Source organism: Arthrobacter sp. lap29, assembly GCF_032458965.1.
Lineage (GTDB): Bacteria > Actinomycetota > Actinomycetes > Actinomycetales > Micrococcaceae > Specibacter > Specibacter psychrochitiniphilus.
The window spans coordinates 435,450-457,863 of sequence record NZ_JAUCEK010000001.1; the positions used below are offsets into that span (position 1 = coordinate 435,450).

Sequence of the window (22,414 nt, forward strand, 5' to 3'; positions counted from 1 at the left end):
CCTTCGTGGTGGTGGAAGAACTACGCCTGTGAAGCCCTCTTCTTATTGCGCTTGATCATGGCCTTAATGAATTCAATGCCGATGGGAATGACCGAGAGGGCCACGATGCCGATGAAAATTATGTCCAGGTTTTTTTGGACCCAGGGGAAATTGTCACCCAAGACGTAGCCGAGGTAGGTGACGCCGCCAGCCCAAGCAACGGCACCAATGGCGTTGAAGATCAGGAACTTGCGCATATCCATCTTGGCCACGCCCACAATGACGGGGACAAAGGTGCGGACAATGGGGACGAAGCGGGCCAGAATCAGGGCCTTGCCGCCGTGCTTTTCAAAGAAGGCGTGAGCACTCTCAACGTGCTGCCTCTTGAACAGTTTGGATTCTGGTTTGTTAAAGATGGCGGGGCCGGCCTTGTAACCGATGTAGTAGCCCAGCTGGTTTCCAAGGAAACCTGAAACAATCAGCATTCCCATGAGCACCCAAATGTTGACGGGCATACCGCCGGTGCTCACCAGCAGGCCTGCCGTAAAGAGCAGAGAATCGCCGGGTAGGAAGAAACCCACCAGCAGGCCAGTCTCGGCAAAGATGATGGCGCAGGCAATGATGACCACCCAAAAACCAAGTGCCGGGTGGTCCAACATGTTCATGGGGTCCAGCCAGTCGGGCAGGATGCCGAGGGACGGCACGGCCCCGTGTCCCACGAGCGCGGGCAGGGCGGAGGCACTCAATGCAGTAAGTATCACGATCCAAGATTACGTTACTTCCCTGTGCGATATCTCCACCCTTGGGACGATCTTTGGGGTTGACAGTCACCACTATGGTCGTATGGTTAGTTACATGAGTAATGAACCAACGAGGTTAGCGGTGGTCCTCGGGAACTGGGCGAAGGTGGTGGCTGCGTGATTGATGACAGCAAGCCGATCTTTGTACAGATCGCGGAATTGATTGAGAACAACATTGTTGAGGGCGTGCTCGCTGAAGAAGCCCAAGTGCCCTCCACCAATGAGTTCGCTGCCTTTCACCGGATCAACCCGGCCACCGCCGCGAAAGGTGTGAACCGGCTAGTTGATGACGGAATTCTTTATAAGAAGCGAGGCATTGGCATGTTTGTTGCTACCGGCGCGCGGGAGATCCTCATGAGCCGTCGCCGGGAAGTCTTTTACGAACAATTCCTCCAGCCGTTGGCCAGAGAGGCTCGCAAGCTGGGGATCGACGGCGTACAACTAGCGGCGATGCTTGCCAGGGAACAGATGCTGGCCAGGGAACCAGAGCTGGCCCCGCATGAACCGGCTCGGGGCAGCACAGCACAGTTAAAGGAAGGCGCATTGTGAGTACAACAGTTGTCAGCATGGAAAACGTGTCCAAGGCCTACAAGGACGTCATGGCCCTTGACGGAGTCAGTCTCAGACTCGAACAGGACAAAATTTACGGCCTGCTGGGACGCAACGGCGCAGGCAAGACCACGCTCATGTCTGTGTTGACGGCACAGGGATTCGCCAGCTCGGGGGAGTTTAGCGTCTTCGGGGAACAACCCCATGAAAACGAAAAGGTGCTGAGCCGGATCTGTTTCATCAGGGAATCGCAGAAGTATCCCGATGACTTCAAGCCCTTCCACGCGTTCAAGGCCGCAGCCATCTTCTACAAGGACTGGGATAACGCTCTGGCCCTGCAATTGGCCAAGGACTTCCAATTGCCCATGAAGCGGCGGATCAAGAAGCTCTCGCGCGGTCAGCTCTCAGCCGTGGGCGTCATTATCGGCTTGGCCTCGCGGGCCGAACTGACTTTTTTTGATGAGCCTTACCTGGGGTTGGACGCCGTGGCCCGCCAGCTCTTCTACGACAGCCTGCTGGCCGACTACTCCGAGTTTCCACGCACCATTGTTTTGTCCTCCCATCTCATTGATGAGGTGGCCAATCTGCTCGAACACGTGATCGTGATCGACAAGGGCAAAATCATCGTGGACGACGATGCCGAGAACCTCCGCGGCTCGGCCTTTAGTGTCGCCGGTCCGGCAGCCCGCGTTGAATCTTTCGCAGCAGCCCGGGCGGTGCTCCACCGCGAAGGGATCGGGGCGCTGCTTTCGCTGACGGTCGAGGGTGTGCTGAGCCAGGCCGAACGCCGGGAAGCGGCAGAACTTGGTTTGGAAGTTGGGCCCGTCTCGCTGCAGCAGCTCGTCATCAAAAAAACGCTCGATGCCGGCATTGCCGGCGTCCCCGATGGGGCAAGGGAAGAAACAGCCAAGGCAGCAAGGAAGAGCAGCCGGATGGGAGCATCACAATGAACCATGCAGTGGGAGTTGCCCGCATGCAGCTCATTAGCAAGTGGACCTTCTTGGGCATTCCAGCGCTCATTATTGGGGTCTCCTTCGCCTTCAGCCTTCTCATCTGGGCCATGATCCCGGATTCGGTGGGGACCAAATACTCAGGTGCCGGCCAGGCAGTCATGTGGTATTTCTTTGGTCTGGGCATCCAGTCATTGACCTACACATTCCCGTTTTCCCAGGGCCTGAGCATCAGCCGGCGCAACTTCTTCTTTGGCACCGTGGGATTGTTCGCCGTTATTGCCGCCAGCATTTCGGTGCTCTACGTGCTTTTGGGGTTCGTGGAGGCAGCCACCAATGGTTGGGGATTGCAGGGGCAGATGTTCAGCCTCGGCTGGGTCTCCGAGCAGCCCTGGGGTGGGCAGCTGTTCTTCTACTTCGTGGTGATGATGTTCCTTTTCCTGGCAGGGTTCTGGGGTGCGACTGTGTATAAGAGGTGGCAGACAACCGGGCTGCTGGTGATGTTCATTTCTCTGGGAATCCTGCTGGTGGGTTCCGTGGCGTTGATCACCTGGCAGGGCTGGTGGGCCGCCGTCGGCAGCTGGATTGTGGCCCTGACCCCCGTCACGTTGGGTCTTCTGGCCCTGGGGCTCGCGGCACTGCTCGGTGTTGGCGCCTACCTGACGTTGCGCCGGGCAACACCCTGAACCTTCAGGGCAAGTACGACGCCGGTGGGCCAGGTTCTGAGCGAATCTGGCCCACCGGCGCTGCACTTTGTGCGAACAAAGGGTGGGCCCGCTCATCTTCTGCTGGCGGTGTCAGTGGGGAAGGGTAGCCTTGAGAGGTGGCTCTGGACTTTACTGCAATTGATTTTGAAACCGCCAACGGATTTAGGGGATCGCCCTGCTCCGTTGGTCTAACAAAGGTCCGTGGCGGGGTGATAGTTGAGGAAGGCTACTGGCTCATGCGCCCACCGGAGGGCCACGACCACTTTGATTCCCGCAACATCACTATTCACGGCATCACCCCTGACGATGTGGCCACGGCCCCGCGTTTTGCCGAGGTGTTTCCGGCGATTGGCGCTTTCATTGGTGCGGATCCGCTGGTGGCGCACAATGCGGCCTTTGACCTGGGCGTGATCCGTTCCGCAGCAGAAGTCTCGAAAATCCCCGCACCTGCGTTCGACTATGCCTGTACCGTGATCCTTTCGCGCAAAAACTATTCACTGCCGTCGTATTCGTTGCCGTTTGTGGCCGAGGCTGCCGGTGTACCACTGCAAAACCACCACGACGCCACCGAGGACGCCCGCGCCTGCGCCGGGATCATGGTGGACATTGCCGGCAAACACGGCGTGGATTCCGTGCGCGGGGTATTTGAATCGATGACGTTGGCCATGCCGCACGTTGACGCCTATAACCCCTCCACAGATGAGCTCTCCAAAGCCACCCGCTCGGCGCTGGAGAGGATGGTGCAGATGCAGGCTGGGATCGCCGCTGGAACGGCTCGTGGCGGGCGCTCCAGCTGGTCCACTGAGGGTCCAAACCCGGAACCGAACACCCACGCTGACATCGCCCACCCGCTCTTTGGACAAACCGTGGTCTTCACGGGCGATCTGAGCCTGGGCCGTCCTGAAGCAAAAATCAGGGCAGCGGCTCACGGAGCCCAGTGCGCCAGCAATGTAACCCTAAAAACCACTGTGCTGGTGGTGGGCAGCGGCTTCACGGCAGTAGATTTACGCAGCGGACGGCTGACCTCCAAAGCCAAACGTGTCCTAGATCTGCAGCGCCGCGGACAAGGCATTGAGGTGCTCTCCGAGGGCGAATTCATGCAAATGGTTGGCTGAACCGCCCGCACTCCATTTTGGTCATGCTGGGCAACAATCTTTCGAAACCTCACAGGCACGGTTCTACTCTGAATTTATGAGCCAACGTGCCGATATCCCTGCAGTTACCGCCGCCGCCGACTTTGAGCGGTGGCCATTATTGCTGCCGGGTCCGCCCAAACGCTTTGCACAGGGCATTGGTGCGGTACTGTCCCTGGGCTGAACGGGTAGTTGAACTACTCTCCGGTGGTGAGCTTGATGAAGTTGGCTCCCAGACGCCGGATCAGGGAGGGTGCCTCGCACAGTTTCAACCACGACGGCGGCAGGGCAACTTCCCCGTAGAACGCACCTAGGATGTTCCCGGTGATGGCCGCAGTGGAGTCACTGTCTCCGCTGTGGTTGGTGGCAAGGCGGATGGCATCCAAGAAATGCCCCGCGGGCGAAAGTGCACCAGGCGCCGTAACCAGCACGGCGTAGACAGCAACAGCAAGTGCCTCCTCAGCTACCCAACCCAACCCCAGCGCGTCGGTGAGGGAATCGCCGCTGAGGGGTTCGCCGTCGTGCGTGGACAAGGTCAGGGCCGCCTCAAGGCGTGCCAACAGCTGGGCATCTGCACCAGGCTCGGCAACAGCCCGCTCCCTGGCGGATTCGGCACCGGCACGCAGCGAGAGCCCGCCCATGACCAACTGGTGGATGAGCCAGCTAAACGCCCCGGAGGACTGGCGCGCCGAGGGATGCCCGTGGGTCAAAGACGCCGCATCGGAGCTGATCTTGTACACCGTTTCCGCCTCGATGTTAGGCAGCAATCCGTAGGGCGCCGAACGCATCACGGTCCCGCAACCCTTGGAATCGGGGTTGACGGGGCGGAAAATGGTGCCCATTTCCCCGCCCGCCAAACCACTCACGCACGCATTGCCGGGGTGGCGTTGGTGGTGGAGCACGCTCTGAGAATCAATCCAGCGGGGGGCCTGCTCCGGGGTGTGGCTGGGCACCTGCATATTCTGGGTCTTGAGCCAGCGCAGATACGCGAGCCATTGGCAGGCGTTGATATCGGCACCCACACCGCTATTGGCCCACTCCAGCACATCCAACAGGCCATCAAGGGTGTAAAGACTCATCTGAGTATCGTCGGAAAAGTGCGGTGTGCCGGACGCCTGGGACAAGTCCACCAGCAGCGCCGGACCATACTTCGCCTCAATGGCGGCGAGGGAATCGAACTCCACAAGGTAGCCGAAGGCATCACCTAAGGCGCCTCCCATGAGCGTGCCCTGGACGCGGCTGGCGAAGTCGGCGGGGGGAGCGGGCTGAACTGGAATGGTCATGAGACCAATTTACCGTTTCCGGCAGCGGATGCGGGCCAAGACAGCGGTGCGGCTGTGAGGAGGCATACGGGGGCCGAAGTAGACTCAAAGGCGGTGCTTCTTGTGCGCCCACCACAAACTGCCCGAACTTTTGAGGAGACCCATGCGCGAGCCCGCCTGGCGACGGACCGGAAAAACACCTGACTACCGCTTTTCACTAGCCAATGAGCGTACCTTTCTGGCGTGGGTGCGGACCGCGCTGGCCCTCTTGGCAGGTGCAATAGCAATTGATCAGCTGGCCCCGGAAATTGCGCCGCCATTGATTCGTATCATCTTGTGCATGGTCCTTGCCGTGATTGGTGCCGTGCTGGCCATTGTCAGTTACCGGCGCTGGGCTCATCAGGAACAGGCCATGCGTAATGATGAGGAACTGCCGCACTCGTGGCTCATGCTGGGGATGACTGTCATTGTCTCGCTCGCCGCCATTGTTTTTGCCATCTTGATCCTGGTCCAGCCCTAACATGGCCTCCTCTGTGGCACCTGTCCGGGACCCCGGCCTGCAGCCTGAACGCACGGCCCTGTCCTGGCGCCGGACCATCATGAGCGCCGTGGTGGCCGATCTTCTCATTTGGCGCGGCTGGTTGCAGACGTTGACTGGCTTCGGTGGGGGCCCGGACACCGGACTTGGGCTTGGCGGAGCGTTGGGCGGATATTCAGCCCATGTGGTGGGAATGGGAGTCTGCGCGGCCGTGGCCGCCCTGACAACTATCGTTTTGGTGGTGTGCGCCGCGGCCCGGATCCGGCTCCTGCACTCCGGTGTTGCACCCTTGGAGTCAGAGGGGCATATTGCCGTTCCGGCTCTTATAGTACGTACAGCTTCGGCCGCTATAGTTACTCTGGCTGCCACCACGGTGTGTGCGCTGGCACTAGGCATGTGAGCTTGGCGAGTGCCCTGTTTGCTCTTATGCCTAGCTTTCCTGTCAACTTTCTTGCCGGGCCCGCTGCTGCATCACCGTGTGAGCGCTAGCCCCCTGTTTTTGTTTCCCATTCGAAGGATTTTGCCCTCATGACTTCATCCGGAACAGCCAATGCCCCGGTGCATGCCTACCCGCTCAGTACCCGCGTAGCACTTGAGGGGCTGGGCAGCTTTTTCATTGTCTTTGCCGGGCTTGGCACCGCCTTGTTCAGCTCCGGCGGGTCCGGTGCCACGGTGGGCTTCGCTTATGGCCTGGCCATGGTGGCCGCCATCATCTCCTTCGGTCACGTCACCAACGGTTACTTCAACCCCGCCTTCTCGTTGGGTATGGCAGTTGCCGGCCGGTTGAAGTTTTCCGCCGCTCTTTTGTACATTGTGGCCCAGACTATTGGCGGCATTTTGGCCGCGGCAGTTTGGCTTGCCATGATGCGGGTGATGCCCGCCGGTGCCACCCCTGCTATGCCCGAGCTCTTCGGCGCATTGGCCAATGGCTTTGACGCCCACTCGCCTTCGCAAGTGCCCATGATCGGTGTCCTTATCATCGAAATGGTGGCGGTTGCCGTCTTGACGGCCATGCTCTTGGGCGCCACCTCGCCCCGGAACAAAACCACCATGGGCCCGGTTGCCATTGGTCTGGCTTTTGCGGTTGCCGTGGCCATCACCATGCCGCTGAGCAATGGTTCACTGAACCCGGCCCGCGCCACTTCAGTGGTATTCCTGGCTGACTCGTGGGCGCTGGGTCAGCTGTGGCTGTTCTGGGTTGCACCTCTGGTTGGTGCGGCCCTGGCTGCAGTCATTTACCGCTACTTTGCCCCGGTCAGGACGGTTGACGTGCCGGTGAGGGACGCCTCCTCCTCCGCACTGCTCTCCTCTGGTGCTGTGCTCACCCAGGCGCACTCCGAGAGTACCGTTGAGGGCGCCACTGAGGGCGTCACGCTGGTAAAGGGCCGCACGATTGCAGGGGTCGAAGAGAGCGACGACGCCCAAGCGTTCTTCGACGCACCCCAGAAGTAACCTCACAGCAGTGCCGAGCTGACCCCGGTATGGGGGCGAGAAACCGCCCCTGCTACCGGGGTCAGCTGTGTTTGCGCCGGAGCCGGGTTAAGGTTAAAGCATGCTGATCTTCTCCCTTGTGTTCCTTGCCCTGTGTTCGGTGGGCCTGGCTGCATTGACTCAAGCGTGCGCCACCGGAAAGATCAAAGTGAATCCGTTCGTGGGGATTCGCACCGCTAAGACCATGGTCAATGCCCAAACGTGGCGGGCCGGACACGGCGCGGCAGTCCAGCCTATGTGGGTCTCCGGGATTGCCGCAGCCGCTATTTCACTGGCCGGGCTGTTGTTTCTAGATGCCTCTGAAACCCAAATGATCATGGTCCTGCTGGCTTGTGCACTGCTGCTCTCTGCTGCGATCTATGGGGCAAAGTTGGCCAATACAGCCGCCGTTGAAGCCCTGACCGTGGAAAAAACCCGCCGCTGAGCCTGCCCGTGCCGGTGCGTGAACTGGTGCTGACCCCGCCGTTGGGTGGGTTGTGCTGGCTTACGCGGGTCATTGAATGTCTGTGCCCTCCGATACCTTTGAAGCATGAAGCTTCTGCACACCTCAGATTGGCATTTGGGCAGGTCGTTCCACGGCGTTGGAACCCTGAACGCACAGCGGCGCTTTGCCGACCAACTCCTTGACACCGTCCTGACGGAAAAAGTGGACGTGGTCCTGGTGGCCGGTGACGTGTACGACCGCGCACTGCCCAGCGTTGACGTGGTGAACCTCTTCGATGACATCTTGGCCAGACTGAACAAGGCAGGGGTGCAGGTGGTTATCACCAGCGGCAACCACGACTCCGCCACCCGTCTGGGATTTGGTGGCAGGCTCCTGGAATCCGCCGGTGTGCACTTGCGCACGCGGATTGCGGACCTTGCAGTGCCCATCCTGTTTCCTCTGGAACCCCAGGGCGAGGGGCTGGTGGCAATTTACGGTATCCCGTTTCTGGAGCCCCGCCTCGTGGCCGAGGAACTGGGTGTAGAGACCGGCACCCACTTCAGTGTGACGGAGGCGGCCGTGCATCGAATTGCCGAAGACCTAGCTACCCGGCCCGCCGGCACCGCGTCCATTGTGCTGGCCCACACCTTTGCCAGCGGCGGCATCACCTCAGCAAGTGAACGTGATCTAGCCATTGGCGGTGTTGGGGCGGTGCCGCTGGACCTCTTTAAGCCGTTCAGCTACACCGCTTTGGGTCACCTGCACGGACGCCAGAAACTGAGCACAACAGTCCGCTACTCGGGCTCCCCCTTACCGTATTCCTTCTCCGAGGCGGCCCATGTCAAGGGCGGCTGGCTGGTGGAGATCACGGCGGACGGGCTGGGTGAGGTGCGCCAGGTTGACTGGGCTCCGGAAAAGTCGTTGAGCCTGGTCAAAGGCAAGCTCGAGGATTTGCTGAACAATCCCGACTGGGAATTTGCGCAGGATAACTACTGCCAGATCACGCTGACGGACAATGACCGTCCGGAACTGGCCATGGACCGGCTGCGCGTCCGTTTCCCGCACACCCTGGTGCTCATGTTCGAGCCGGAGACCGCACGGGAAGGGGACGCCCAAAGCTATGGTGCCCGCATCGCCAAGGCCGCCGACGATCTGGAGCTGTGCTGCGGATTTCTGGACCATGTGCGTCATCGCGCCGCGAACAACGACGAACAGCAGCTTTTGCGTGCAGCCTTGACTGCCGTCCGTGAACAGGAGAGCGCCCAGTGAGAATTCACCGCCTTGAAATTCAGGCTTTCGGCCCCTTCGCGGGCCGAGAAATCATTGACTTTGACCAGTTGGGAGCGCAGGGCCTGTTCCTACTCAATGGCTCCACAGGTGCCGGGAAAACAAGCATTCTGGACTCCATTGCGTACGCCCTGTATGGGACGGTACCCGGGGCCCGGTCCAATTCCGCCAATCAGCTGCGTAGTCACCACGCAGCCGAAGGAGTGGGCCCGGAAGTACTGTGCGAGTTCACGGCCGGTGGGCGCCGCTTGGAGGTTAGGCGCAGCCCTGAATGGATGCGCCCCGTTAAACGCGGAAGCGGCACCACGCGTGAACAGGCAAGCACCCAGCTGCGTGAAAAGAACGCCGACGGCTGGGAAGTGAAATCAACCCGCAACGATGAAGCCGCCGGCGAGATTCAGCAGCTTCTGGGCATGAACATGGCCCAATTCACCAAGGTAGTGCTGCTGGCCCAGGGCGAATTTGCAGCCTTCTTGCGGGCCACCGCCGCGGACCGCCAAGCCTTGCTGCAACGGTTGTTCGGCACCGATGTGTATGAGGGCGTTGAAAACCGTCTGGCCGCAGAATCCCGCACAGCCCAGGGCGCCGTCGCCACCGGTATGGCGGAGCTGCTGGCTAAGGAGGAATTGGCACGCAGCCAAAGCAGGTCGGTGCTGGCCGCCTACGCCGCGCAACTAGCGCAGGCTAAGGAGGGAGGGCAAGCACCGGAGACTGCCGAACCGGTAGAACTTCACGGGATGGAGCTTTTTGCCAGCCTCGGGGAGCAGCTTGAACGCGCGTTGACCCTGGCCCAGGCGCATGCCCAAACGTCACAAGAGGAGTCAGAGGCACTCGTAACGTCCGTTGCGGAGGAGCAGAACCGGCGTACACGCCACCAGCAACTGGTTCAAGCCGTGGCCGAACAAGAGCGGCTAGCAGGCTTAGCCGATGAGGAAGCGCAGTGGCGCCACAGCTTGGAGTTGCACCATCAGGGACAGGTTTTGGCGGCCGTGGTGACTGCTGCGGCCAAGAGTGCTCGGGAAAGCACTCAGGCACAGGAGGCGGCAGCGAGAGCCGCCACAGTATTTGACAGCAACCCGGTGGCGGCGGCGCTCTTAGGCCAGCCGGGTGCAACAGCAAGTATTGAGGATTTACAGACGCTGGATAAAGAACTCATCAGGCAGTTGGCCGCCGTGGACCGGGCCCTACCTGATGAAACTCGGCACGCGGGGAAAAGTGCGGCCCTGGCCAAAAATGAGAAAGCCCTCGCTGATGCTCTGACGCAGCGCCAGCAACAGGATGCCGCGGCCACAGCGGCCAGAGCCCGTCTCACGGAGGTACAGGACCGGGCGGAGACGCTGCGCGCCGGGGCCGTCGATGTTGAGCACGCAGAACAAGCCGCCACGGCAGCTAAAACATTGGTGGGCACCATTGAGGAATACCAGGCACACTGCGTGGAGCTCGTGCAACTAGAAGACGCGGAACGTGAGGCGCGGGATAAGAGCCTGAATTGCCGGCAGAGCTGGCTAGAAGCCATTGAAAGCCGGCTCAGCCAGGCAGCCGGGGAACTGGCGGCCACGCTCGTGGAGGGGGAACCCTGCCAGGTCTGCGGCAGCACGGTGCATCCGGCGCCCTCACCACTTGCCGCTGCCGGGGCGGACCTCCTGAAGGCCGAGAGGGCAGCCAAGAAGCTCTCTGATACTGCCGAGGCGGCAGCTAAAGACGCCGGTACCCGGCTGGCCCAGGCCAGGAGCGCGCTCGCAGTCCTGGCCGAGCGTGGAGGCGAGGGTGAATTGGCCAAAGCACAGGACGCCGTGGTGCAAAGGCGCCAAGCACATCAGGAGGCCAAAGCGGGTGCCGCAGAACGTGATGCCCTCCACCAAGAAGCCGGGGAGTTGCAGGAGCGCCTGGAACAAGCCCGGGAAGGTGTTGTTGCGGCGGCCGGGCAGGCGGCGTCTTTGAGTGCAGCGCAAGCGGCCCTGGCAGAGGAAATTGCTGATCTGGGCCAGCAGCTGGAGCTGGCCCAGGACGGGTACACCTCGCTGGCGCAACGGCGGGTTGCGGTGCTTGCGGCCCAGCAGCCGGGGGAGGAGCTCCTCGTGGCACTGCGTAAAAAGGCCGCTGCCATGACAACGGCGCAGGATGCGGGCGCCGCGTTGGAGAAGGACCTCGAAGGTTCCGTTTTTGCCGATGCCAGCGGCGTGCAGGCAGCCTTGCTGGCACCGGGGACCGCGGCCGCGCTGGATGAAAAAATCAAGGACCACGCCAAGGCCGTGGCGGTAAACACTGACCGCCTCGCGACTGCTCAGATGCTTGCCGCCCGTGCGGAGACGGTGGTGGTGCTGGGGGACAATGAGCTTGCCGCGTTGGCGCAACAGAGCCGGGTGGCTGTACAGCTGGCAAAAACGGCGGAATTGGCTGCGGGTATGGCACGCTCAGCCGCTACCGAAGTGCGCCTCACACAAGCGGACTTCATGGCGTTGGAAGAGGGTGTTGCGCCGCTGCGGGAGAAGGCGAAAATGCTCTTGGGTCTGGCTGAGGCAGTGCGTGGACAAGGCGAGAACAAGTACAAGATGACGCTCAGCAGCTATGTTCTCACGGCCAGGTTGGAACAAGTCGCCCAGGCCGCTTCGGTGCGCCTGGCCACCATGAGCGACGCCCGCTATACGCTGCGGCACAGTGATGCCAAGAAGGGAAACCAAAAGTCCGGGCTGGGCTTGGAAGTAGTGGATGAATGGACAGGGATCAGCCGAGACACCGCCACCTTATCCGGTGGCGAATCCTTCATGGCGTCACTGTCGCTGGCCCTGGGTCTCTCGGATGTGGTGCAGTACGAATCCGGCGGACTGGATATAGAGACCTTATTTGTTGATGAGGGCTTCGGCAGCCTCGATGAGCAGTCCTTGGAGCAGGTCATGGATGCGCTCGAAGGACTGCGAGACGGCGGGCGCATGGTGGGGCTGGTCAGTCACGTTGCTGAAATGAAGCAGCGCATCCCCGTGCACCTGCATGTCCACAAGGGCCGCCATGGCTCCACCGTGGAGCTGAAAATGGCGGGAGCGCAAGCCTCGTGAACGGATAGACTGGAGCAGCCCTTGTGCCAGCAAAGCCCATAGCTGAGACGGCACCGGCCACCACCACAAATGATTTTTCGAAAGTAGCTAACCATCTCTTTGCCATTGCCGACCCCCGCTGCCCCTGCCCAGAAGGGCGGGCGCTATTCGGTGCTGCCCAGACTTGCGGGCACCAGCTACATTCCGCTGGGTCTTTTTGCCCGGGTGCCGTTGGCGATGCTGACCATCGGTGTGCTGACCATGGTCACGCAGGTCAGCGGGTCTTACGCCATCGGCGGTTTTGCTGCAGGCTGTATTGGCATTGGTGCCGCGGTGGGTTCGCCCGTGGTGGGGTATTTGGCGGACCGGCTGGGCCAAAAACGTATACTGCTGGTGGCCGCCGTGGTCAACGCGCTGCTTGTGGCGGCTGTGGTGATCCTGGCCTACACGGTCCTGCCTACCGACGGCGCCCAGATTACCGATGGCGGCACCCTGGCAGTCTTTGCTGCCGCGCTTGTCTCCGGCGCCACCTCACCGCAGGTGGGGCCGCTGTCCCGGGTGCGGTGGATGGCTCTGAGTAAGAAACTACCCGCCAACCAGCGTGGTCTAGCCGTGGATACGGCGCTGTCCCTGGAGGGCACGGCAGATGAGATTACTTTTGTGTTGGGCCCGGCTCTGGTAGGTCTGCTCGCCTCGCTGGTGGCACCTTGGTTGCCGCTGGCATTGGCCGCCATTATGACAGTGGTTCTGGTGACCCTTTTTGCCTTACACCACACCGTGGAATCCGTGGGGGCGCGCACTGCCGCCAGCAGCACCGTGGGCAATGCTGGCTATGTGGCGAAAGAGAAACCCAACTGGCTCCTAGTTGCTGTCCCCGTGGCAGGGATGCTCGCCATGGGAACCTTCTTCGGATCGGCTCAAACTTCTTTGACTGCTTTTACCGGCGTTCACGGCTCGGTGGACCAGGCGGGGCTGATGTACGCCATCATGGGCTCCAGTTCTGCTGTGACGGCGTTGTCGGTGGCCTACTGGTCCACGAAATTCACGTACGCGTGGCGCTGGGTACTGATGGCCACGTTGATGGCGGGCGGGGCTTTCCTTTTCCTAGTTCCCCAATCTCTGGGCCAGATGGTGTGGGTGCTGCTGCTCATGGGCCTCCCCGTGGGCCCTGTCATGGTGTCCATCTTCAGCGTGGGCAGCATGGTGGCGCCGCAGCAATGGATGGGCACCGTCATGACGGCGCTCTCTAGCGGCATTGTTGCCGGGACCGCACTGGGATCAGCACTGTCAGGTTCATTGGCCCAGAATCAGGGGTATTCGGCGGCGTTTCTAGTCCCGATCATGGCAGCCACGGCGCTGGTTGTGCTGGGCCTGCTCTCCGTGATGGTGCTGCGCAAACGCCAGCAGGCACAGCACTCAAACACCTAGCACCTAGCTCAAGAAGCTCAAGGCGGCATCCTTGAACTCGCGTGAGGTCACCGTGTTGTTATGGGTTCGTCCCTGGATCACCAACTGGTTGCTTCCGGGGCTCAGCTCCGCCAACCGGGTCATGCTGCGGGCACGTTCATCGAGACTGCCGGCCACCAAAAGGATGGGCATGGAAGGTACGGCGTCGGTGGGATCAAACGGCTCCATTTTCACCGCCTGAATCAGGGACAGGAGCGCAAAAATATCGTTGGAGGGAATCACCTGCGCCATGTTCAGCAGCCAGGCCGTTGAAGCATCGGCAATGGGCGTGCCGTCATTGAGGAAGTCTTGTGCTGCCCGTAAATCAAAATCGGCCAAGGGATCCTCCGGGTTAGGGCCGCCCAACACCATCTTGCGCACCAGTTCGGACTGAGTTGCACCAAACTCCCACGCTAAGCGGGACCCCAGTGAGTACCCAATGAGATCGACCCCGCTGGTGGGGTCTGCATCGACTCGGGGACGCACACCTTGATCAATGAGGACTTGGAGCAGATCGGCGCGGATCTTCCCTGGTGTGTAGGAGTCCAGATCATAGGGTGCGGTGCTGCCGCCATGGCCTGGCAGGTCAACGCTAATCACCCGGCGCCCGGCCTGATTGAGGGCGGTGACCCAGCCTGTCTTGACCCAGTTCAATTCAACGGATGAAGCAAAACCGTGGATCAGCAGCACGGGAGGCAGGGGAACAGGCTCCGTAGCTTCAAAGCTAACAACGTGGAGTCCGGCTTGGACGCCTTCAATGCTGTGCGGAGAAGTTATTGCAGCGTGCTTGCCGGGTGAGGGCATCTTGCCTGGTGAGGACATGGGGTGAGCCTTTCCCGCAGCGGTCCGTGCCGCCGTCGTACGTCAACAATAGCGAAAACGTAGCGTGCCTGCCCTAGGTTCGCCTTTGAGTACAGTGGCGCAGGCGCCGCGTGGACCCGATCTAAGGCTGTGCGGCTGCCCGTGCCTTTTGGCGGCGGTGCGAGAAATGGCTGAGCAAAGCGATAACAACCACCAGACTGAAGGTGCTCAGGAGTTGCTTTGCACTGGTGGGATCGCTGAATCCGACGGCAAAGATGGCCGCCAGCAGCACCAGCCCGGCAATTGAAAGGTACGGGAATCCGGGCATGCGCAGTGGCAAGGGCGTTCCGTCACGGTCTGCCCGGCGGCGCAGGATGAATTGTGAAAGCAGCGCCGAACCCCAAATGATCAGGCAGGTGGATCCCACCAAGTTCAACAATGCCTTCAGGACGGTGTCGGGGTACAGGATTTCCAGGACAACTGTCACGAAGCCGAACGCCACGGACATCGCCACTGCCGGAACGGGGACTCTACGAGTGTTGGTGCGCGCAAAAAGCCGGGGTGCCTCACCGCGCTCGGCGAGTGAGTAAATCATGCGCGATGCCCCGTACAGGTTGGCGTTAAGGGCTGAGAGCAGTGCAGCCACGGCCACCAAAGTGATGACTGTGCCAGCCCATTGAAGTCCGGCAACGTTCAGCACGCCGGCAAAGGGAGAAAGCAATGCTTTGGAGGTCCACGGCAGAACGGCAATGATGACGAACACGGAGCCTACATAAAACACCAAGATACGCCACACAACAGTGCGCACCGCCACTCCAACGCTGCGTTCCGGGTTGGGCGTCTCGGCGGCGGCAACAGCCACAATTTCGGTGCCGCCGAACGCGAAGGCCACAACAAACAGTGCTGTTGCGATGCCCGCCATGCCGTTCGGTGCGAATCCGCCGTTGTTGACGAAGTTGCCCAGGCCAGGGGATGTGGTGCCGGGGATCAGGCCCAGCAGCAAGGCGATGCCAAAGAGCAGGAAAAGCACAATCGCGGAAACCTTGAGCAGGGCAAACCAGAATTCAAACTCGCCGTAGTTTTTGACACTTGTCAGATTGACGGCTGTGAAGACCACCATGAAGATCAGTGTCAAGGCCCAGACCGGCAAAACCGGCCAAATCGTGACGAGTAGCGCGGCTGCCCCGAGCGCTTCGGCGGCAATCACTACCACCAGCTGCAGCCACCACAGCCAGCCGACCGTTGCCCCAGCAATCTTGCCCATAGCCTTTTCCGCGTAGACGGAAAAGGCGCCGGAGTTGGGGTTGGCTGCGGCCATCTCACCCAAGGCCCACATGACCAAAATGATCAAGGTGCCGGCCACCAGATAGGAAATCAGCACGGCCGGTCCAGCCTTCATGATCCCCTCGCCGGAGCCTAGGAAAAGTCCGGCGCCAATTGCACTGCCAAGACCCATCATGGTCAGTTGGCGTTGTTTGAGTGAGTTGCCCAGGCCTGTTGTGACAGGCGCAACCGTGGCAACTTCCGTTTGGGGGTTCATGAAAGGGATGGCCTTCGTTAGTGGAGCTGGCCACATTTGGCCGACGATGAAAGAATTTTGATCCTTGTCAAGGGTAATTCACCTTTGGCTAACGGAATAAATTAGGTGGTGCCGGTCCGGGTGCCGGTCCGGGTGCAGGTCCGGGTGCCGGTCCGGGTGCCGGTCCGGGTGCCGGTCCGGTTGCTGTTTGCGGGGATAGTCCAAGTTTGACGGGTTCCGGAGCCGCTATGGACGGGTCCTCTGGCGTAAAAGATTTGTTTCTAAGACACCTGTGGCCGTAGAATCAGTTGTAGTCAATATGACTCTAACTGGTTTGTTGGGTCGGGAAATGAGGTGAGCGGCATGGAACGAGTGCCCTTAGTGGCTGCAGCTAATGTCAGCGAACGCCTGGCGCAGCCCCCTGCACTGGCCATCTCGACCGTCATTTTTGCTCTCCGCCCCAGTGTTTCTTCAGGACGGCCCACGCTGTGGCTGCCGCTGGTCAAACGCATTCGCGAACCTTTTAAAGGGCTGTGGGCGTTGCCGGGCGGACCCCTGACACAGGCCGAATCGCTGCTGGATGCGGCGGCTCGGAACCTGCAGGACACCACCGGCCTTGCACCTAGCTACCTTGAGCAGCTCTACGCTTTCGGCGGCTTGCACCGTTCGCCCAGTCAGCGCGTGGTCTCGATTGTGTACTGGGCTCTGGTGCAGTCCACCGAGGCCGAACAGGCAGAAGAATCGGAGAACGTTCAGTGGTTCCGGGCCGACGGATTGCAAGAACTGGCCTTTGACCACAATGAGATCGTCAAATACGCACTGTGGCGCTTGCGCAACAAGATGGAATACGGTCCCATTGCGTACCATCTACTCGGCGAAAAGTTCACCTTGGCTCAGGTCCGTGAGGTCTACGAAGCCGTGCTGAACCGCAGCGTTGACCCGGCCAACTTCCGCCGCCAGCTCAAGCAGACAGCAGGCATTGAACCCACCGACGAGTTTTTACAAGGCGGCAAGCACCGCCCGCCCCGGCTCTACCGCTACAGCGGCACCAACAATCACCTGGTGAAAACCCATCTCTTGGAGCAACCCCTCCTGGAAAGAGCAGGCCCGCCAGGGCACCCGCCGCCCACCCTCTAGCCTCAAGGTCAACCCTCCCGCACCACCAGCAGGCACGGCCCAGAATCAAGTACCAGAATCAACCACCAGACTCAGCCCCACGCACGCAATCCTCACTGCCTCAACCCTTTGGAGCACGCCATGTCATCCGTGAACACCACCATCCAGCTCATAACCCGAGAGCAGGCCGAAGCTGCCCAGTCCCACATCCCAGGCCAGCCGGGCCGGGCGCAGGAAAGCTGTGACGAGGATCTGGCCCAGGGCCCTTGGGAGTTCGATCTCGCCGAGGCACTCGCCGGTACACCGGGCTATGGCCCCGGCGCCTCCAATGAGGACACGGCCCCGGCCTCCACTCCCGTGCAGGGGCAGCTGCCGCAGGAGTACAAGGACGCCTCTGACGCCGAGCTTGAGGGGCGAATCCGTGCCGCGAAAGCGGTACTTGGGGAACGCGTGGTGGTGCTGGGGCATTTCTACCAGCGTGATGAAGTGGTGGCGTTTGCGGACTTCGTGGGGGACTCCTTCCAACTCGCCAACGCCGCGAAGAACCGCAGCGAAGCCGAAGCCATTGTATTTTGCGGCGTGCACTTCATGGCCGAGACGGCAGATATGCTCTCCGGCAGCCACCAGAGCGTGATTCTGCCGAACCTGGCAGCTGGCTGTTCCATGGCAGATATGGCGGATCTACCTTCCGTTGAGGCATGCTGGGCGGAATTGGAGGCGCTCTACGGTACAGAGCCCGACGCCGAGGGCCGGGTTCCGGTTATCCCCGTCACCTACATGAACTCCTCGGCAGCGCTCAAAGCGTTCTGCGGGGAGCGCGGCGGGATTGTGTGTACCTCCTCGAACGCCTCCACCGTGCTGGACTGGGCCTTTGAGCGCGGCCAGCGCGTACTGTTCTTCCCCGATCAGCACCTGGGCCGCAACACCGCCAAGGCCATGGGCATCCCGTTGGAGGCGATGCCGTTGTGGAATCCGCGGCTGCCCTTGGGAGGCAACAGCCAGCAGGTCATGGAGGCCGCGAAAGTAGTGCTGTGGCAGGGATTTTGTTCCGTGCACAAGCGCTTCACGGTGGCCCAGATTGAGAAGGCACGCGCGGACTTCCCCGGCCTGCGCGTGATTGTGCACCCCGAATGCCCCATGGAGGTGGTGGATGCCGCCGACGAGGCAGGATCCACAGACTACATTCTCAAAGCCATCCAGGGCGCCCCGGACGGCACCACTTTTGCCATTGGCACCGAGATCAACATGGTCAACCGGCTCGCGGCACAGTACCCGCAGCACACCATCTTCTGCCTGGACCCGGTGATCTGCCCCTGCTCCACCATGTACCGCATCCACCCCGGCTACCTGGCCTGGGTGCTGGAAGGCTTGGTGGCCGGTGAGGTGCGCAACCAAATCACCGTCCCGGAAACCACGGCCGTCAACGCCCGGATTGCGCTTGAGCGGATGCTCGCCGCCAAACCACGCAGCGCAGCACGCGCATGAGCGCCCGCCACCTGGTGGTTGTTGGCAGCGGGGTGGCCGGCCTCTACGCCACCTTGCTCGCGGCCCAGGCCGGGGTTCAGGTCACGCTGCTGACCAAGGGTGCGCTCGCGCAGAGCAACACCCATCAGGCGCAGGGCGGGATCTGCGCCGTATTGCCAGACGGCGCTGCCGCCCCGGGCGACACCGTCGAGGCGCACATTGCCGACACCCTCAAGGCCGGTGCCGGAGAGTGCGACCCCGAGGCCGTACGTATTCTATGCACGGAGGCGGCGGGTGACATTGCCGCGATCGAGCATTTTGGTGTTCGTTTTGACCGTGACGCCAGCGGTCGCAGGGCGCTGGGCCTAGAAGGTGCCCACTCCGCGGCCCGTATCCTGCACGCGGGAGGTGATGCCACGGGCGCCGCCATCGCCAACGGGCTGATCAAGGCCGTCCGGGCTGCCGCAGCACGCGGCGCCGTAACGCTTGTGGAACACGCCTTCGTGCATGATCTGCTGGTTCTGGAGGGCGCCGCCTTGGAGCGCAGTGTCCTGGAGCGCAGTGTCAAGGGTGTGCGTTACCACCGCGAGCTCCCACAGGGTGAGCCCGGCATGATTGATTTGAGATCCGACGCCGTGCTGCTCGCCACCGGGGGAGCCGGGCAGCTTTTCGCAGCGACCACCAATCCCGCCGTGGCCACGGCCGACGGCGTTGCCCTCGCCTGGCGTGCCGGGGCCGTGGTGGCTGATCTGGAATATTTCCAGTTCCATCCCACGGCACTTGCCGTGGGGGAGAATTTCCTGATCTCCGAGGCCGTCAGAGGTGCAGGGGCCGTTCTGCGAGATGCTGCGGGTGAGGCGTTCATGCTTCGATACCACCCCGACGGCGATCTTGCGCCCCGGGATGTGGTGTCCCGCAGCATTGCCGCCCACCTGCGCGACGGCAGGGACGGCCAATCCGTCTACCTCGATGCAACAGGCATTGAGCAGGCGCAGGGGGCGGGTTATCTAAGCCGCCGCTTCCCCACCATTGCTGCCAAGACACAGGCGCTGGGCTTCGACTGGACACGGGAGTGGCTGCCCATCACCCCGGCCGCGCACTACTGGATGGGCGGCATCGCCACCAATCAAGATGGCGAAACTTCCTTGCACGGACTCTATGCGGCCGGAGAAGCAGCCTGCACCGGAGTGCACGGAGCCAACCGGCTTGCCTCAAACTCACTTCTGGAAGGCTTGGTGTTTGGCCGCCGAGCTGTGGATGCCTTCCTGCGTGAAATGGCTGCTGGCACGGGAAATGTTGGCGCCCAAAGCAGTCATGCCCAGAGCAGTCACGCCCAGAGCAGTCACGTCCAGTACAGTCACGCCCAGTACAGTCATGCCCAGATGCAGCTTGGCGGGGCAACGCCATTATCCGTCCACGCGGATGCGCTTACTTTTAGCAAGGACACCTTGCAGGCCCTGATGAGTGCTCATGCCGGGGTGTTTCGGGATGCGCAGGGCCTGCGCCATGCCGCAGAGGTCCTGGCAGGGTGGCGCGCGCAGCGAGAGATGCCCGCCCGGACCGCGGTCCCTAGCCGTGAAGAAGCCGAGGCGTTGAACCTGCTCACCGTGGCGCAGCTCTTGGTTCATGCGGCACTGAGCCGGGAGAACTCCGTGGGTGCCCACTTCCGTGCTGATTTCACGGACCCTCCGATCAGGACCCGCACCGCCTCCTCCCGCACCGCCTCCTCCCGCACCGCCTCCTCCTCCCATGCTGCGGCGAGGGATTTCCAGCACCGGGCTGCCACCGTCTCCCACATGAACCCCGTCAAATTCCAGCGTGAAAGCGAAACAGTATGAACGCCGTCGTACCTGCCGTAGAGGCCACAGACTTGCACACCACTGCGTGGCTTCCCCCGCTGCCAGGTAACGCCGTGGCGGAGATTCTCCTGAGGGCGTTCGCCGAAGACGCCCCGTATGGGGACATTACCTCGGCCACGCTGCTTCCGGCCGAGGCGAGGGCCACGGCCTGGCTGGTGGCGCGCGAACCCGGCATCTTCTCCGGAGGTGAGGTGTTCACGGCCGCCATGCTTCTGCAAGACCCGGGTGCGCACGTGGAACAGCTCACTGCCGACGGCGCACGATTCGCCGCAGGGGAGCGGCTCATGTCCGTGACAGGGCTGGCGCGCGCGGTGCTGACGGCGGAGCGGATTGCGCTGAATTTGACCCAGCGCATGAGCGCCATTGCCACCCAGACCGCGGAGTACGCTGCCCTCATTGAAGGCACCAAGGCGCGTGTCACCGATACTCGAAAGACCACCCCTGGACTGCGCATCCTGGAACGCTACGCGGTGCGCTGCGGCGGCGGGCACAACCACCGGTTCTCGCTCTCAGACGCCGTGCTGGCCAAGGACAACCACCTGGCCGTGCTGACCGGCGGGGACACCACCAAATTGACGGCGGCGCTCGCAGCCGTCCGTGCCCAGCTACCGCACACCGTGCATTTTGAGGTTGAGGTGGATGCGTTGGAGCAAGTTGAGCCCGTGCTGGCTGCTGGCGTGGACACCATCATGCTGGATAACTTCAGCAATGCAGAACTCGTGGAGGGTGTGGCGTTGGTGGCCGGCCGCGCCTTGGTGGAGGCCAGCGGCAACGTGAATCTTTCAACCATCGCCGGCATTGCCCGCACGGGTGTGGACATCATTTCCGTCGGCGCCCTGACCCACAGCGTGCGCGCCCTGGATCTGGGCCTGGATATTGCGGTGGAACTACAGTGATCTTCCTCGACGCGGCTGCCACTACCCCCGTCCGGCGGGAGGTCATCGAAGCCATGTTCCCGTTCCTGACCAACCAGTTCGGCAACCCCTCCAGCCACCACGAGCTGGGGGAGTTGGCAGCCTCCGCGTTGGCTAACGCTAGAGAGCAATGTGCGACGGCGTTGGGTTGCCACCCCGAGGAGCTCACCTTTACCTCCGGGGGAACCGAGGCAGACAATCTTGCCTTGAAGGGCATCGCGTTGGCCCGCCGTGCAGCCAACCCCCAATTGAACCGGGTGCTCATCAGCGCCGTGGAACACCCGGCCATTGTGGAATCGGCCGAGTTCTTGCGCCGCGTGCACGGTTTTGTAGTGGAAGTGGTGCCGGTGGATTCCAGTGCTCTGGTGGATCCTGGCGTGTTTGCCGCACTGCTGGATTCCGGCAGTGCGGGCGGGGTGGCTGTTGCCTCCATCATGTACGCCAACAATGAGGTGGGGACGGTTCAAGACCTTCCGGCGTTGGCCGCTGTGGCCGCCGCCGCAGGGGTGCCACTGCATAGCGACGCCGTCCAGGCGGCGGGCTGGCTGCCGTTACAGGTGGGCGCCTTGGGTGTCACAGCCATGAGCTTATCGGGGCACAAGATCGGTGCGCCCAAGGGGGTAGGTCTGCTCTATATCAAGGGCGGCACCCGCTATGAGCCGCTCATCCATGGCGGCGGTCAGGAACGCGGGGGACGTTCCGGGACAGAGAACGTGGCTTTTGCCGTTGCCCTGGCCACGGCGTTGACACTGGCGGAACAGGGGCGGGAGGCCGCGGCCATACGTGTCACTGCTCTGCGGGAGGAGTTCATCGAGCAAGTTCTGGGCGAGCTGCCCAGTGGGGAACTGACGGGGCATCCAACTAGGCGGCTGCCCCATGTGGCTTCCTTCTGTTTTGCTGGCACCAGTGGGGAATCGGTGCTGCTGGAGTTGGAGAGGCGCGGGATTGTGTGCTCATCGGGCTCGGCCTGTGCGGCAGGCTCCGATGAGCCGTCGGCCGTACTGAGCGCCATGGGGTTCGAGCGGGGTGTGGCCCAGACGGCCCTACGCTTTAGTTTTCCTGCTGACGTGCAGTCTGGTGAATTGGCGACGGCGGCCACCGAACTGGTGGCCGCCGTGGCGCGGGTATTACGGCTGAGCTAAC

General features: G+C 61.8%; 21 protein-coding genes. 17 read left to right on the plus strand and 4 right to left on the minus strand.

Annotation, left to right across the window (positions count from 1 at the left end; translation table 11 throughout):
• Positions 1-20: 20 nt before the first annotated feature.
• Entirely contained in the window at positions 21-725 is a 705-nt protein-coding gene (locus RY113_RS01955; protein WP_245932231.1) for a DedA family protein, read from the minus strand.
• A 171-nt stretch (positions 726-896) separates the two neighbouring features.
• Between RY113_RS01955 and RY113_RS01960 the strand changes: the two genes are divergently transcribed.
• The 5 genes from RY113_RS01960 to RY113_RS01980 all read left to right on the plus strand — a co-directional run bounded on the left by RY113_RS01960 (position 897) and on the right by RY113_RS01980 (position 4,302).
• Positions 897-1,328 (plus strand): GntR family transcriptional regulator, encoded by a 432-nt coding sequence (locus RY113_RS01960; protein ID WP_179442450.1) that lies wholly within the window; start codon positions 897-899, stop codon positions 1,326-1,328.
• A complete protein-coding gene (locus tag RY113_RS01965; protein ID WP_110106661.1) occupies positions 1,325-2,278 on the plus strand; it encodes an ABC transporter ATP-binding protein in 954 nt (317 codons plus the stop codon). Before RY113_RS01960 ends, RY113_RS01965 begins: the two co-directional genes overlap by 4 nt.
• Entirely contained in the window at positions 2,275-2,964 is a 690-nt protein-coding gene (locus tag RY113_RS01970; protein ID WP_315913119.1) for a hypothetical protein, read from the plus strand. The genes RY113_RS01965 and RY113_RS01970 overlap by 4 nt, the downstream gene beginning before the upstream one ends.
• Before the next feature lie 137 nt (positions 2,965-3,101).
• Entirely contained in the window at positions 3,102-4,100 is a 999-nt protein-coding gene (locus RY113_RS01975) for an exonuclease domain-containing protein (RefSeq protein WP_110106662.1), read from the plus strand.
• Positions 4,101-4,176: 76 nt separating this feature from the next.
• On the plus strand, positions 4,177-4,302 hold the full coding sequence (locus tag RY113_RS01980) for a hypothetical protein (RefSeq protein ID WP_315913120.1): 126 nt from the start codon (positions 4,177-4,179) through the stop codon (positions 4,300-4,302).
• A gap of 13 nt (positions 4,303-4,315) precedes the next feature.
• Here the strand turns inward: RY113_RS01980 and RY113_RS01985 are convergent, their stop codons facing one another.
• On the minus strand, positions 4,316-5,401 hold the full coding sequence (locus RY113_RS01985) for an ADP-ribosylglycohydrolase family protein (protein ID WP_315913121.1): 1,086 nt from the start codon (positions 5,399-5,401) through the stop codon (positions 4,316-4,318).
• Between the two features lie 142 nt (positions 5,402-5,543).
• Between RY113_RS01985 and RY113_RS01990 the strand changes: the two genes are divergently transcribed.
• From RY113_RS01990 to RY113_RS02020, 7 genes are all read left to right on the plus strand, one after another.
• Positions 5,544-5,900, plus strand: a complete 357-nt coding sequence (locus RY113_RS01990) for a YidH family protein (RefSeq protein WP_110106665.1) — start codon at positions 5,544-5,546, stop codon at positions 5,898-5,900.
• 1 nt (position 5,901) lies between these two features.
• Positions 5,902-6,318 (plus strand): DUF202 domain-containing protein, encoded by a 417-nt coding sequence (locus RY113_RS01995; RefSeq protein WP_315913122.1) that lies wholly within the window; start codon positions 5,902-5,904, stop codon positions 6,316-6,318.
• A gap of 128 nt (positions 6,319-6,446) precedes the next feature.
• Positions 6,447-7,370 carry an aquaporin gene (locus tag RY113_RS02000; RefSeq protein ID WP_315913123.1) on the plus strand — a complete coding sequence of 308 codons (924 nt, stop codon included), beginning with the start codon at positions 6,447-6,449 and terminating at the stop codon, positions 7,368-7,370.
• 100 nt (positions 7,371-7,470) lie between these two features.
• On the plus strand, positions 7,471-7,833 hold the full coding sequence (locus RY113_RS02005; RefSeq protein ID WP_315913124.1) for an SdpI family protein: 363 nt from the start codon (positions 7,471-7,473) through the stop codon (positions 7,831-7,833).
• 105 nt (positions 7,834-7,938) lie between these two features.
• Positions 7,939-9,102: an exonuclease SbcCD subunit D C-terminal domain-containing protein gene (locus RY113_RS02010; RefSeq protein ID WP_315913125.1), complete on the plus strand. Its 1,164-nt coding sequence runs from the start codon at positions 7,939-7,941 to the stop codon at positions 9,100-9,102.
• On the plus strand, positions 9,099-12,173 hold the full coding sequence (locus RY113_RS02015; protein WP_315913126.1) for an SMC family ATPase: 3,075 nt from the start codon (positions 9,099-9,101) through the stop codon (positions 12,171-12,173). Before RY113_RS02010 ends, RY113_RS02015 begins: the two co-directional genes overlap by 4 nt.
• A gap of 99 nt (positions 12,174-12,272) precedes the next feature.
• The gene (locus RY113_RS02020; protein ID WP_315913127.1) at positions 12,273-13,580 is read left to right on the plus strand and encodes an MFS transporter; all 1,308 of its coding nucleotides are present in this window, start codon (positions 12,273-12,275) and stop codon (positions 13,578-13,580) included.
• 3 nt (positions 13,581-13,583) lie between these two features.
• On the opposite strand, the gene RY113_RS02025 is transcribed toward RY113_RS02020, so the two are convergent.
• Both RY113_RS02025 and RY113_RS02030 read right to left on the minus strand, forming a co-directional pair.
• Positions 13,584-14,420 (minus strand): alpha/beta fold hydrolase, encoded by an 837-nt coding sequence (locus RY113_RS02025; RefSeq protein ID WP_245932222.1) that lies wholly within the window; start codon positions 14,418-14,420, stop codon positions 13,584-13,586.
• 121 nt (positions 14,421-14,541) lie between these two features.
• Positions 14,542-15,939, minus strand: coding sequence for an amino acid permease (locus RY113_RS02030; protein WP_315913128.1), 1,398 nt, complete (start codon positions 15,937-15,939; stop codon positions 14,542-14,544).
• Between the two features lie 342 nt (positions 15,940-16,281).
• On the opposite strand from RY113_RS02030, the gene RY113_RS02035 reads away from it, so the two are divergent.
• The 5 genes from RY113_RS02035 to RY113_RS02055 all read left to right on the plus strand — a co-directional run bounded on the left by RY113_RS02035 (position 16,282) and on the right by RY113_RS02055 (position 22,413).
• Positions 16,282-17,055, plus strand: coding sequence for an NrtR DNA-binding winged helix domain-containing protein (locus RY113_RS02035; RefSeq protein WP_110106672.1), 774 nt, complete (start codon positions 16,282-16,284; stop codon positions 17,053-17,055).
• A gap of 120 nt (positions 17,056-17,175) precedes the next feature.
• Positions 17,176-18,519 (plus strand): quinolinate synthase NadA, encoded by a 1,344-nt coding sequence (gene nadA / locus RY113_RS02040; RefSeq protein WP_110106673.1) that lies wholly within the window; start codon positions 17,176-17,178, stop codon positions 18,517-18,519.
• The gene (gene nadB, locus RY113_RS02045; RefSeq protein WP_315913129.1) at positions 18,516-20,336 is read left to right on the plus strand and encodes an L-aspartate oxidase; all 1,821 of its coding nucleotides are present in this window, start codon (positions 18,516-18,518) and stop codon (positions 20,334-20,336) included. The genes nadA and nadB overlap by 4 nt, the downstream gene beginning before the upstream one ends.
• Positions 20,333-21,253 carry a carboxylating nicotinate-nucleotide diphosphorylase gene (gene nadC / locus RY113_RS02050; protein ID WP_315913130.1) on the plus strand — a complete coding sequence of 307 codons (921 nt, stop codon included), beginning with the start codon at positions 20,333-20,335 and terminating at the stop codon, positions 21,251-21,253. Before nadB ends, nadC begins: the two co-directional genes overlap by 4 nt.
• Positions 21,250-22,413, plus strand: a complete 1,164-nt coding sequence (locus tag RY113_RS02055) for a cysteine desulfurase family protein (protein WP_315913131.1) — start codon at positions 21,250-21,252, stop codon at positions 22,411-22,413. Before nadC ends, RY113_RS02055 begins: the two co-directional genes overlap by 4 nt.
• Position 22,414: the final 1 nt, after the last annotated feature.